We start from the raw sequence: 12,606 nt of genomic DNA, 5'->3' as shown, positions 1-12,606 counted from the left end.
ATTTTATGCGCTGCATACCGGCCATCGCCGGCGACAACGTTGTCTAGCTTTTACGCTGCATTCACTCCTTTCCTCTTGTTTTCAATTGGAAATTTCTCCTGCGGGAATGTCGACGGCCTGCATCGTGGCAGCGCTTGCCGAATCCGTTCCGAGCGCAAGGGCGTAGCGCCCCGCGGGAATCTTCCAGCGGCCGCCTTGCCATCTGGCCAGCGCATGGCGATCGGCGGCCAGCGTCAGCTGCACGGACTCGCCCGGCTTCAGCCACTGGCGCTTCCAGCCGGCGAGGCGCGGCGTCCCCTTGTCGGGGCCGGTGACGTAGAGCTGCGGCACAACCGCACCGGCGCGCTTGCCGGTATTGCGGACGGTGAAGGTCACCGTCGGCGCGGCGCCACCCGTAAAGCGCGCGCCGTCGAACGCGAAGCTTGTGTAGCTGAGGCCGTAGCCGAACGGGAACAGCGGCTTGATGTTCTTCGCGGCGTACCAGCGATAGCCGACCTCCGCGCCTTCCTGGTACGTCACGTCCCAGCTCGGCAGCGTGCTGCCGTCGCCGGCACCGGCATCGCTCGCCGCATCGGAATTGAGCCCGGCGGGGACCACCGGCTTGGGACGCGGCAGCTGGTCGGCGCTCTTCGGGAAGCTGATCGGCAGCCGACCGGACGGATTGACATCGCCGAACAGGATGTCCGCGATCGCCTCGCCGCCGCGCTGGCCTGGATACCAGGCCTGCAACACCGCAGGCACCTGCGTCAGCCACGGCATCAGCACCGGACCGCCCGTTTCCAGCACAACCACGGTCTTCGGATTGGCCTTGGCGACCGCGGCGATCAGCGCGTCCTGCTGGTCGGGCAGTGCCAGCGTCTCCACATCCTGTGCCTCGGTTGTCCATTGCGTGGCGAACACCACCACGATGTCGGCGCTGCGGGCGGCCGCCGCTGCGGCAGCGGGATCGCGCCCGTCGACATAGGACAGCTCGGCTTGCGGCGCCTTGGCGCGGATCGCCGCGAGCGGCGAGGACGCATGCCAGGTGACGCGTGCGAACGAGGCAGCCGCACCGCTGGTCAGCGGGATCTCGACGGGTGCGCCGCCGACCGAGCGGACCTGGCTGGAGCCGCCGCCCGACAGGACGCCGACATCGGCATGGCCGCCGATCAGCACGATCTTGCGGGCCGTCTTCGCCAGCGGCAGCACGTCCTGCTCGTTGCGGAGCAGCACCATGCCCGCCTCCGCCACCCGCTGCGCCACCTGTGCGTGCGCGGCATAGTCGATCGGCTGCGCGGTGGTCGGCGTCGGATGATCGTAGAGCCCGCTGCCGATGACGCCGGTGAGGATGCGCTTCACCATCTCGTCCAGCCGCGCTTCGGAAAGCTTGCCGGTCTGGATTGCGGCGTCGAGCTTTTCGGGCGCGAAATAGATCTCGCGATCAAGTTCCTGGCCCGATTCCTGGTCCAGGCCGGCCGCCGCCGCCTTGACCGTCGAGTGGACGGCGCCCCAATCGCTCATCACCCAGCCGGTGTAGCGCCAGTCGCCGCGCAGCACCCCGGTCAGCATGCGGTGGCTTTCGCAGGCATAATCGCCTTCGATACGGTTATAGGCGCACATCACCGAGCCGGGCTTGCCGGTGCGGAGCGCCAGTTCGAAGGCGAGCAGGTCGCTCTCGCGCAGCGCCGTCTCGTCGATCCGCGCATTCAGCGCGGTGCGCCCGGTCTCCTGGCTGTTGAGGATGAAATGCTTCACGGTCGAGACGATGTGGTTCGACTGGACGCCGTCGATCGCCGCGCCCGCCATATAGCCCGCGAGCAGCGGGTCCTCGCCGAGATATTCGAAGTTGCGGCCGTTCCACGCATCGCGGGTAAGGTTAACGCCGCCGGCGAGCAGCACGTTGAAGGTCTTGGCACGCGCTTCGGCACCGATCATGGCGCCGCCCGCGCGGGCCATGTCCAGGTCAAAGGTCGCGGCGGTGGCGAGGCCGGAGGGCAACGCGGTCGCTACGTCGCCCTTGCGCTGCTCCACCTGATTGGCGACGCCGAGGCTGGCATCGCTCTCCCGCAGCGTCGGAATGCCGAGCCGCGGAATGCCGGGCACATAGCCCGCCGACGGAATCATGTCCGCCGGCGCAGGGTTTGCACGTGGCGGGAACAGGCCGTGGACAAGCTGCAGCTTCTCGGCATGCGTCATCGCGCGGACCAGCGCGTCGGCACGTGCTTCGGGCGCCAGGCGCGTGTCCTGCCAGACGGGCGCCGCCGTCTGGGCGCAGACGACCGCGGGCGCGGTTCCGGCGAGGAGAACAAGGGCAAGGGCACGGGCGGCGTTCATCGGCGCGGGGATTCCTGTTGCTGGGAGACGGGCGCGATGGCGCCCCTGGAGTCGTTCCGAAAAATGCGGCCGCCGCCCATCGGGGAAGGCGACGGCCGCAGGTAATCCGCCCTTGAGGAGGGGGCCGGAACCGGAAAGCGATCGTCAGGAAAAAGAGGCGTCGGCGCGGTTGCGCAGCGAACGGCAGCAATGCCCGGCATGTCCTCTCCCCCTGCTTGCTCCGCATTTTTGCGGGCTTGTTTTCTGACAGCGATGTCTGATGCGATCTGACATCGATGTCAAGCACAAACGCGCGGCTGCATTGCCACCTCGCGCATGCGCGCTAAGCTGCGCGCGTGCAGTCTCCCCCCTCCCCCGCCCTGTCGTCGAACATGGTCGCGCAGCTGTTCCGCCGCTCGATCGGCATCTTTTTCATGGGGGGATTCGTCACCGCACTGGTGGGTCTGCTGGTACCGCGGCTGACGCTGATCGACCGGTTCGACTATACCCGGGCGGCGCTGGTGCAGTTCGCCTTCCATTCCAGCTATCTGCTGTTCGCGCTGCCGATCACGACGCTGCTGGTGCGCACAGGCTATATGCGCGCGATCGCCGCCGGGCTGGGCGTGATGACATTGGCGTGCCTGGCCTTGGGCGGGGCCGCCTGGATCGGCAGCTATCCGCTGCTGTTGCTGGCGCTGCTCTGTCTGTCGACGGGCATCACCTTCCTGCAGATCGCCGCCAATGTCGTGCAGCCGCTGGTCGCAACCGAAGGTGGCGGCGCGGCGCGGCTGACGCTTCTGCAAGGCTTCAATGCGATCGGCACCGTGCTGGCGCCGCTCGCCGGCGCCGGTTTCCTGCTCCAGCTCGGCAGGCTGGAACGCCTGCCGCTCGCGCTGCCCTTCCTCGCCTGCGCGGCGGTGCTGGCCTGCCTGGCGCTGGTTTTCTGGCGCGCGCGCGATCTGCTGGCGGCGCACCCGGCACCTCGGCGACTGCCGCTGGCCCAGCTCGGCCGGGTGCTGCGCGACCGCCGGCTCGCCTGGGGCAGCCTCGCCATGTTCGGCTATGTCGGCGCGGAGGTGACGATCGGCAGCCTGCTCGCCAATTACCTTGCGCTTCCCGCCATCCTCGCCGCCGATCCGGCGACCGCGGGCCGGCTGGTGAGCCTTTATTGGGGCGGGGCGATGCTCGGGCGGTTCGCCGGCGCGGCGGGGCTGACGCGGATCGCGCCGGCGCGGCTGCTGGCCGGCGTGGCGCTGGGCGCAGTGCTGCTCGTCGGTGCGGCGAGCCAGCTGCACGGCATGGCGGGCGCTGCCGCGCTGATCGCGGTGGGGCTGTGCAACGCGATCATGTACCCCACCATCTTCGCGCTGGCGCTGCCCGAGGATCGCGGCCTTGCGCCCTATGCCTCGATGATCCTGTGCATGGCGGTGGTGGGCGGCGCGATCGTGCCGCTCGGCACCGCCGCACTGGCCGATCGGATCGGCCTGCCCGCCGCGCTGGTGCTGCCGCTGCTGTGCTATCTGGGGATCGCCGGCTTCGCGTTGATGATAGCGCTATCGCGCGCAACGCGATAAGACTGCGCGCGCATGAAGCCGCTTACCCTCAAGGACGTTGCCCGGCATGCCGGGGTTTCCCCCAAGACGGTGTCGCGGGTGATCAACGGCGAAGCCTATGTCCGGCCCGAGGTACGCTCGGCGGTGCAGAAGGTGGTCGACGATCTCGGCTATCGGCCCAATGCCTTCGCGCGCGAACTTTCGAGCGCGCGCTCCTTCCTGCTCGGCCTGTATTTCGACGATCCCGCCTCCACCTATGCCGCCGATCTGCAGCGCGGCGCGCTGACCCGCTGCCGGGCGCTGGGCTACCACCTCGTCGTCGAGCAGGTGACGCGCGACCAGCCCGACTGGTTGGCGCAGTGTGAAGCGTCCCTGCGCGCGATGCGGCTGGGCGGCGCGATCTTGACCCCGCCGCTGTGCGACTGGCCCGAGCTGCTTGATCTGTTCGCACGCATGGGCGTGGCGGTGGTGCGCATCTCGCCCGGCGATTTTCGCGATCGCACCGCGGCGGTGGAGATGGACGAGGCGGGCGCCGCCCGCGAGCTGACCGAGGCGCTGATCGCGCTAGGCCACCGCGACATCGGCTTCATCCAGGGCGACCCCGAACACCATGCGGCGGCGCGCCGGCAGGAGGGGTTCGAAGCGGCGATGGCGGCAGCGGGACTGCCGATACGCCCCGATCGCACGCTGCCGGGGGATTTCACCTTCCGCGCGGGCCTCGCCGCCGGCGAACGGCTGCTGACCGGCGCCGACCGCCCCACCGCGATCTTCGCCGCCAACGACGAAATGGCATTGGGTGTATTGGTGGCGGCGATGCGCGCCGGCATCGCGGTGCCCGATCAGCTCTCGATCGCCGGGTTCGACGATGCTGCCATTGCCCGCATGGCATGGCCGCCGCTCAGCACCGTCCACCAGCCGCATGTCGACATGGCGGCAGCAGCGGTGGAGCTGCTCACCCAGGGCATCAGCACGAGCGGGCGTGGCATGCCGCTGCGCCGGCTACCGCATCGGCTGACGCTGCGCGACAGCACCGGTCCGGCCCGGTAAGCCACTTTACCCGGTGCGCCCGCCCCCCTAGTCCTTTGGCGGTTGAGCGCACCGATGGGAACCCGATGACCGACGACAAGGCCGCGCCCCGCGCCGGCACACAGACGCTCGAACGCGGGCTGGACCTGCTGGATCTGCTGGCCGAACGCCCGCACAATGTGCGCGAGCTGGCGGCCGGCGCCGGGCTAACCGTATCGACGGCACGAAGGCTGGCGCTGGCGCTGATCGACCGCGGCTTCGCGGTCGGCGAGCGCGACGGCAGCCTCCGCCTCGGCCCGAAGCTGATGCAGCTCGGCGTCCGCGCGCAGGAACGGCTCAACATCGTCGAACTGGCACGCGATCGCCTGCGCGGTCTGGCCGAGACGACCAACATGCCGGCCTTTCTCGGCGAGCGCGACGGCGACCATTCGGTGCATCTGCACCGCGTCGGCGGCGGGCAGCGGGTCGTGGTGACGACGCCGGTGGGCACCAGGCGCCCCCTGCCGGAGACCAGCCTGGGCAAGGCGCTGCTGCTCGACGAGCCGCCCGCCGCACTGGAGGCGCTGCTCGCGCGCCGACCGGCGCCGCAGCCGCATTTCCTCGCCGACCTGGCCGCCGATCGTGGGCGCGGGGCGGTGGTGCACCGCAGCCCTCCACCCGACGATCTCCGCGCGGTCGCGACGCCGATCCGCGATGCCGCCGGGCGGATCGTCGCCGCGATCAGCGTGGTCAGCCCGGCGCAATATGTCGACGATGCTGCGCTGGACGGCATCGTCGCAGAAGTCCGTGCGGCCGCGGCCGAGATCAGCGCCGCGCTGGGTCATCCGACGCCGGCCGGATGACCCCGTAAGCAGCTCAGCGGCCGAACTGGACGCGCACGCCGCCCATGATCCGCCGGCCGCCATAGGATAGCCGCATCACGCGCGGCGTGCCGTCGGCGAACCGCACATAGTCGCCGGTCGACAGCGTCTGCGCGGCGCGCCGCATGTTGCGGCCTTCCAGATACACCTGGAAGTTGCGCGTGATGTTGTACGACATCTTGGCGTCGATGAAGGTCGTGCCATCCTGGAAGCGCGGCACACCGGGATTATAGCCGGGCGCGACCAGACGGACATTGGTCCACTGCTCGCCCGGATAGTTGATGTCGGTGGTATTGCCGCCGCAAGGGGTGATGCAGGTGAACAGCGAACTGCGCTTCTGATAGGCGACGCGGAAGTTGAACTTGCCATCATCGTACCAGAGCGAAGCGTTGGTATAGTATTTGGATTCGTTGGGCGGCAGCATCACGTCGCCGGTGAGCGGGTCCTGCTGGCCGCTGGTGACCGACGATGCGAGGATCGAGAAGTTCACGTCCGCACCGGTATATTTCAGGAACCAGGGCAGGAAGGTGAAGGCGGTCTTTGCCTGGAACTCCCAGATGTCGCGCTTGTAGCCGGGGCCGTTGGTATAGGTAGGCACGCCGAATTCGAGATCGGCGAGCGCCGCGCCGGTCACCGGATCCTTGAGATCGGTGCCCGCGAACGGCCGGCGGTTTTCGGTGATGTTGATCGGGCTGCCGATCTGCACGTCCAGCTTGCCATAAGCGACCGAGAAAACCGTATCGACGTTCGGATACCATTCGAGGCTGGTATTGTAGTTCCACGCGGTGAACGGCTTCAGCCCCGGATTGCCCACGCGGCCCGAGCAGCCATAGACGTCGTCGGCATTGCTATCCAGCTCGACGCGCTGATCGATGCTGCACGCGCCCCCCGGAAACATCAGCGTCGGGTTGGGCCGCGCGACGGTCTTGCCGGCATAGAAGCGCAGGACCAGCCGGTCGTGAAAGCCCCAGAGATTGACGTTGAAGCTCGGCAGCCAGTCGGTCGTCTTGGCATCCAGCGTCACGTTCTGGCTGAACGAGATGCTGTTGATGCCGGATGCATTGTTGGGATCGTTCGGGTTGTAGAGGTTGGTCACCCGGATCGAGGTCAGCGTGAGCAGTCCCGAGCCCCGCGTGGTGGCGAACACGCCGCGAACGCCGACATTGCCGTCCACGCGCAGCCCCCAGGGCAGGTCCTGGTCGTAATCGGCCATCGCATAGACGTTCTTGATCGTCTCGCGCGTGCGGCTGACCGGCTGATCGTAGGTATTGCCGTCGCTGCCGACACAGGTCTTGAGGCAGTCGAAGTTCATATAATCCTGCGCGCCCAGCGCCGCGAACAGTTCATCGGTGCGCAGACCCTGCCATGCCGGCGGCAGATTGCCGCGATTGGGCAGATCGCCGAAATACGCGCTGTCGCTTGGCTCCAGCGTGCGCGCGAACAGATCCTGCAGCGCCTGCGGGGTCAGCGTGTCGACGCCCGAGCGGGCGGTCGCCGGGTTGGTGCTCGGCACATAGCCATAGTTGCACGACAGCGTGGAGGTCGCGGTCGGCTGGCAGGCACGATAGGTGCCGCGCACGATCGCCGCCGGCACCACCACCGCCGCCTGATAGCCGGGCTGGCCGAAGGTCCCCACCTGGCTCTTCACCGTGTAGCCGCCATTGCCCCAGCGATCGAGATTGTTCTTGCGATACTGGCCGCCGACCTTGATCCGCTTGAGGAACGGCAGGATGCCTTCGGTGCGATAGGTCAGGTCGAACTTGGCAATCTTCTCGGAAGCCTCGCCGAGCGCAGGCGTGTACTGGACGCTGAAGCTCGGCGTGGTGAGCGGCATCTGACCCACCGTGTAGAGCGGCGTCGCCGGTCCGTTGGGCCCCGCGGCCACCGCGGTCTGCCCGGTGCAGGTGGGCGCGGTGCCGCCGCCAATGCACACCGGCGCGGAGAGCTGGACGTAGTTGGCGGGATTGCTCTCGTCATAATTGCTTGGCAGTTCCACGTCCCAAAGGCCGTTCTGCTGCAGCTTGAGCGTCGAGGTGCCGTAGCTGTACGAGCGCGCCGTGCGCATGTCGCCCCGGCTGGTGGTGGCACGGGTGAAGCCCGCCATCGCATCGATGTCGACCCGTTCGCCGCGGAACTCGGCGCCACCCTGGAAATATTTCGTCTTGGTATCGATCGTGTTCTCGATCTGGTCGATATTGACCGAGTTGTTGGTCAGCGTCATTTCGGTGACGTTGTGCGCGCTGTCGACCTTCACGCTGCCCGGCACGACGTTGAGCACATTGCCCGTCGTCGCATTGTTGCCCACGTTGTTCAGCCCGTCGAACAGATAATAGCCGGCCGGCGCATTGGGCGACACGGTGCGGGTGCGCGGATAGCCGGTGGTGCTGTCCGCGAAGGTACCCACGATGTTCTGGCCGAACAGCGTGACGGGCGTGCGGCTGCGATTCTGGTCGTGCACCTTGCGGTTGGCGATCGTGCCCTTGGCGAAGACGGTCAGCTGGTCGGTGACCCGGTAGTCGAACCGGGCGTCGAAGGCCGAACGCTGATCGGTCTGGGTATTCATGAAGTTGCGGATCAGCGACGGCGTATAGTCGTTCCACTGGTTGAGGCAGGTCTGTTGCTCCAGGATCCGCTGACCGCGCTGCGCCGCGGTCCCCGTCGGATTGTTCGGGAAGATCTGGAGGCATTCCGCCTTGGACTTGGCGCCGGCCGACAGCGTGACCAGCTGGCGCGGCGTCAGCGCCCCGCCCCCTGGGGCCGTGCTGTTGGCGAAGGCCACGTCGGCCGCATCGGTGCCCACCGTCGCGGGGTTGAAGGCGAAGGTCTTCTCGGGCGACTGGTCAAAATCGAACAGGCGCGAATAGCCGCGGTTGTTGCTCGTCGTGGTTTCGAAGCCATGGCCGTTGTTCTGGAGCTTGGAATAGCTGCCGCTCACGATCATGCCGACGCGATCGTTGAACAGCCGGCGGCCATAGACGGCGTTGAAATCGGGGGTCCAGTCGCGGCCCAGCGAGTTCTGGCCGACGCCCGCACGCAGCGACAGATAGGGCTTGTTGAAATCCAGCCCGGTACGCGTCTTGATCTGGACGGTGCCGCCCAGGCCGCCTTCGGTCATGTCCGCGGTCGAGCCCTTGACGACGTCGACGCTCTTCACGAGCTCGGCGGGCAGCTCGCGCAGATCGGCGCTGCGGCCGTTGTTGGCGCCGATCGCGAGGCCGTTGGTGCTCTGCACCCCAATGCCGTCCAGCTCGACGCGGGTGAGGTCCGGCCCGTTACCGCGCACCGCGACGCTCTCGCCTTCCCCAAATTCGTTGCGCCCCAGCGCCACGCCGGGAATGCGCGAGATCGCCTCGTTGACGTTGCGATCCGGGAAGGAGCCGATGTCGTCGGCGACGATGGAATCCGTTGCGGTCCGCGCGTTCTTCTTGCGGCTGTTGGAAGACTGCTGGCTGGCACGTGAGCCGACAACCAGGATCGCCTCTTCCTCCGCGGTGGTGAGCTGGCTGCTCATGTCCGGCGCGGGCTGGGCCTGTGCCGGCGTATCGGTCTGCGCCGGAGCATTGGTCTGCGCCGGAGCATTGGTCTGCGCCGTCGCGGTGCCGATGCCGCCGCCCAGCATCGTTGCCAAGGCTGCCCAGCTTGCCGTCGCGAAGACATGACGGCGTGCACGAAGTCCCCTGTCCATCCCGTTCCCTCTCCTAATTGGGCGGCGGCACCTTGCACGGGCGCTTCCCTGACCGCCTCCGTCCCCGGGGAATGCGGCTCTTCGCCCGCTATTCCCACATTGTGAATCTACGCTTCACTTAATGCAACAGTATCAGTTTTGCGGGAGGGCGCAAGAGGCGGCGATCTGCGCCGACAAATCATTGCTGCAAAATGGTGACACTCCGGGCGGAACACGGGGCTCGGCGCCATGCCACTAGGCGTGCGGCCGGACTAAACCCGCGTATAGCAGCCGGAACGCGTGCGGCGTTGTACCGTTCGGACGCCATGGACGTCTCCGCCGATCCCGAGCACTGGAAACGCGCCGCAGCCGCTGCGGCGGTCGCCGAGGTGGAGGATGGCATGACCGTTGGACTCGGCACGGGCAGCACCGCGGCACATGCGGTGCTGCTGGTGGGTGCGCGCGTCGCGCGTGGCTTGCGGATCACCGCCGTGGCGACGTCGCGCGCCACCGCGGATGCGGCGCGCGCGGCCGGCATCCCGCTACGGGCGCCCGATGGCCTCACCGCCATCGATCTGTGCATCGACGGCGTGGACGAGATCGATCCCCGGCTGCGCGCGATCAAGGGCGGCGGCGGCGCGATGCTGATCGAGAAGATCGTCGCGACGCTCGCCCGTCGCAATATCGCCATCGCCGACGCCGCCAAGCGCGTCGACCGGCTGGGGGCCCGTCCCGTCCCGATCGAGATCCTGCCCGCTGCGCAAGGCCTCGTCACCGCGGCGGTCGCCGCACTCGGCGGCAGCGCGAGCCTGCGTACCGCTCACGCCGCCCCGGTGCTGACGGATTCCGGCCACGCCATCCTCGACGCCCGTTTTGGCGCGATTCCCGACCCCTCCGCCCTCGCCCGGTCGCTATCGGGAATCCCCGGCGCGCTCGGCCACGGCCTGTTCGTCACCGAGATCGACGCGCTGTACTGCGCGGGTCCCGACGGGCTGAGCCGGCAGGAGCGGCCGGCGGATGCATGAGCGTGCAGCGATTTGGCCGCCCACCCGTTGCACCGCCAAGAACGGAGTTGCTTGACCCATGTCCGAACCCGACCAGCGCATCCACGAAGACGGCTCACCCGATCGCCTGGCGATCGACACCATTCGCACGCTCAGCATGGACGCCGTGCAGAAGGCGAACAGCGGCCACCCCGGCACGCCGATGGCGCTCGCCCCGGTGGTCCATACGCTGTGGACTCAATTCCTCCGCTACGATCCCGCCGCGCCCGACTGGCCCAACCGCGACCGTTTCGTCCTGTCGGTCGGCCATGCCTCGATGCTGCTCTATTCGGTACTGCACCTCGCCGGCGTGCGCGAAATCGATGCGGACGGCCAGCCGACCGGCCATCCGGCGGTGAGCCTGGACGATATCAAGCAATTTCGCCAGCTCTCCTCCAAGACCCCGGGGCATCCCGAATATCGGATGACGACCGGCGTCGAGACCACCACCGGTCCGCTCGGCCAGGGCTGCGGCAATTCGGTGGGCATGGCGCTCGCCGAGCGCGCGCTGGCCGCCCGCTACAATCGCGACGGCTTCAACCTGTTCGACCATGACGTCTATGTCCTGTGCGGCGACGGCGACATGATGGAGGGCGTCTCGGGCGAGGCGGCGTCGATCGCGGGGCATCTCAAGCTTTCCAATCTCTGCTGGATCTACGACAGCAACCACATCTCGATCGAGGGCAGCACCGATCTCGCCTTCGACGAGGATGTCGGTCAGCGCTTCCAGGCCTATGGCTGGAACGTGCTGCATGTCGACGATGCCAACGACACCGCCGCCATCGCAGAGGCGATCGCCACCTTCCGCGCGACCAGCGATGCGCCGACCTTCATCATCGTCCATTCGGTGATCGGCTGGGGTTCACCGCGCGCCGGCAGCGAGAAGGCGCATGGCGAAGCGCTGGGCGAGGACAATGTCCGCGCGACCAAAAGGGCGTATGGCTGGCCGGAGGACGCGCAGTTCCTCGTCCCCGAGGGCGTGGCCGAGCGCTTCGGCGCCGCCGTCGCCGAGCGCGGCAGGCCGGCGCGGGAAGCATGGGAGCAGATGTTCGCCCGCTACCGCGAAGCCTTCCCGGATGCGGCCGCCGAGGTAGACGATCTCCGCCGTGGCAAGCTGCGCAGCGGCTGGCAGGCGGCGATCCCGAGCTTCGATGCCGATGCCAAGGGCCTCGCCTCGCGCGACAGCAGCGGCAAGGTGATCAACGCGGTCGCCCCGCACCTCCCCGCGCTGCTCGGCGGCGCCGCCGACCTCTCGCCCTCGACCAAGACCGACATCAAGGGCGCGGATTCGTTCGAGGCTGACCAGTACGGCGGCAAGAACCTGCACTTCGGCGTGCGCGAACATGCGATGGGCTCGATCGCCAACGGCATGGCGCTGAGCTACCTGCGCCCGTACACCGGCACCTTTCTGGTGTTCGCCGATTACATGCGCGCGCCGATCCGCCTCGCCGCGATCATGGAGCTGCCGGTGGTCTTCGTGTTCACCCACGACTCGATCGGCGTCGGCGAGGACGGGCCGACCCACCAGCCGATCGAGCATCTCGCCACGCTGCGCGCGATCCCGGGTCTCGACACGATCCGTCCGGGGGATGCCAACGAAGTCGCCGTCGCCTGGAAGGTGGCGCTCGAGCACAGCCACGAACCGACTGCGCTGATCCTGTCGCGGCAAGCGATTCCAACGCTGGATCGCGGCAAATATGCCTCGGCCGAGGGGCTGGCGCGCGGTGGCTATGTGCTTGCCGATGCGGAAGGCGGCGCGCCGGAACTGATCCTGATCGGCACCGGCTCCGAGCTGCCGATGGTGGTGGAAGCGCACGAGCGGTTGACGGCAGAGGGCGTTCGCGCACGCGTCGTATCGCTGCCGAGCTGGTATCTGTTCGAGAAGCAGGACCGCGCCTATCGCGAATCCGTGCTGCCGCCGGCGGTGACGGCGCGTGTCGCGGTCGAGCAGGCGGGGTCGATGGGCTGGGATCGCTATGTCACCAGCCATGGCGCCATGATCACCATGTCGACCTTCGGCGCCTCCGCCCCCCTCGCCAAGCTGCAGGAGAAATTCGGCTTCACGGTCGAGAATGTGGTGAAGGTCGCGCGCGACCTGCTGGAGCAGGCCGATTGAGCGGCGACGCCGCGGCGGCGCTGGGGGAGGCGAATGCTTTGATCCCATTTGA

Annotated in this window: 7 protein-coding genes; 5 read left to right on the top strand and 2 right to left on the bottom strand. The window is 68.0% G+C overall.

Translation table 11 applies throughout. From position 1 onward, the window contains the following. Nucleotides 1–81 precede the first annotated feature (81 nt). Nucleotides 82–2,313 carry a glycoside hydrolase family 3 C-terminal domain-containing protein gene (locus tag S2M10_RS12440; protein WP_168846359.1) on the bottom strand — a complete coding sequence of 744 codons (2,232 nt, stop codon included), beginning with the start codon at nucleotides 2,311–2,313 and terminating at the stop codon, nucleotides 82–84. A gap of 335 nt (nucleotides 2,314–2,648) precedes the next feature. On the opposite strand from S2M10_RS12440, the gene S2M10_RS12435 reads away from it, so the two are divergent. From S2M10_RS12435 to S2M10_RS12425, 3 genes are all read left to right on the top strand, one after another. Next, on the top strand, nucleotides 2,649–3,866 hold the full coding sequence (locus tag S2M10_RS12435; RefSeq protein WP_348770593.1) for an MFS transporter: 1,218 nt from the start codon (nucleotides 2,649–2,651) through the stop codon (nucleotides 3,864–3,866). 12 nt (nucleotides 3,867–3,878) lie between these two features. Next, nucleotides 3,879–4,892 (top strand): LacI family DNA-binding transcriptional regulator, encoded by a 1,014-nt coding sequence (locus S2M10_RS12430; RefSeq protein WP_168846358.1) that lies wholly within the window; start codon nucleotides 3,879–3,881, stop codon nucleotides 4,890–4,892. Nucleotides 4,893–4,957: 65 nt separating this feature from the next. Beyond that, nucleotides 4,958–5,713, top strand: a complete 756-nt coding sequence (locus tag S2M10_RS12425) for an IclR family transcriptional regulator (RefSeq protein WP_168846357.1) — start codon at nucleotides 4,958–4,960, stop codon at nucleotides 5,711–5,713. A 13-nt stretch (nucleotides 5,714–5,726) separates the two neighbouring features. On the opposite strand, the gene S2M10_RS12420 is transcribed toward S2M10_RS12425, so the two are convergent. Then, nucleotides 5,727–9,416: a TonB-dependent receptor gene (locus S2M10_RS12420; protein WP_168846356.1), complete on the bottom strand. Its 3,690-nt coding sequence runs from the start codon at nucleotides 9,414–9,416 to the stop codon at nucleotides 5,727–5,729. A gap of 305 nt (nucleotides 9,417–9,721) precedes the next feature. Between S2M10_RS12420 and rpiA the strand changes: the two genes are divergently transcribed. Both rpiA and tkt read left to right on the top strand, forming a co-directional pair. Beyond that, the gene (gene rpiA, locus S2M10_RS12415) at nucleotides 9,722–10,420 is read left to right on the top strand and encodes a ribose-5-phosphate isomerase RpiA (protein WP_168846380.1); all 699 of its coding nucleotides are present in this window, start codon (nucleotides 9,722–9,724) and stop codon (nucleotides 10,418–10,420) included. A 58-nt stretch (nucleotides 10,421–10,478) separates the two neighbouring features. Then, complete coding sequence (tkt, locus tag S2M10_RS12410; protein ID WP_168846355.1) at nucleotides 10,479–12,554, top strand: transketolase; 2,076 nt, start codon at nucleotides 10,479–10,481, stop codon at nucleotides 12,552–12,554. Nucleotides 12,555–12,606 lie beyond the last annotated feature (52 nt).

The organism is Sphingomonas sp. S2M10 (assembly GCF_012650175.1).
Lineage (GTDB): Bacteria > Pseudomonadota > Alphaproteobacteria > Sphingomonadales > Sphingomonadaceae > Sphingomonas.
Note: the sequence above shows the minus strand (reverse complement) of the source record. Positions and strands in the feature narration are given on the sequence as shown.

Bases quoted from the DNA above. Each gene is read 5' to 3' on its own strand.
- rpiA (WP_168846380.1), top strand. From the start codon at position 9,722: ATGGACGTCTCCGCCGATCCCGAGCACTGGAAACGCGCCGCAGCCGCT.
- S2M10_RS12425 (WP_168846357.1), top strand. From the start codon at position 4,958: ATGACCGACGACAAGGCCGCGCCCCGCGCCGGCACACAGACGCTCGAA.
- S2M10_RS12420 (WP_168846356.1), bottom strand. From the start codon at position 9,416: ATGGACAGGGGACTTCGTGCACGCCGTCATGTCTTCGCGACGGCAAGC.
- S2M10_RS12430 (WP_168846358.1), top strand. From the start codon at position 3,879: ATGAAGCCGCTTACCCTCAAGGACGTTGCCCGGCATGCCGGGGTTTCC.
- tkt (WP_168846355.1), top strand. From the start codon at position 10,479: ATGTCCGAACCCGACCAGCGCATCCACGAAGACGGCTCACCCGATCGC.
- S2M10_RS12440 (WP_168846359.1), bottom strand. From the start codon at position 2,313: ATGAACGCCGCCCGTGCCCTTGCCCTTGTTCTCCTCGCCGGAACCGCG.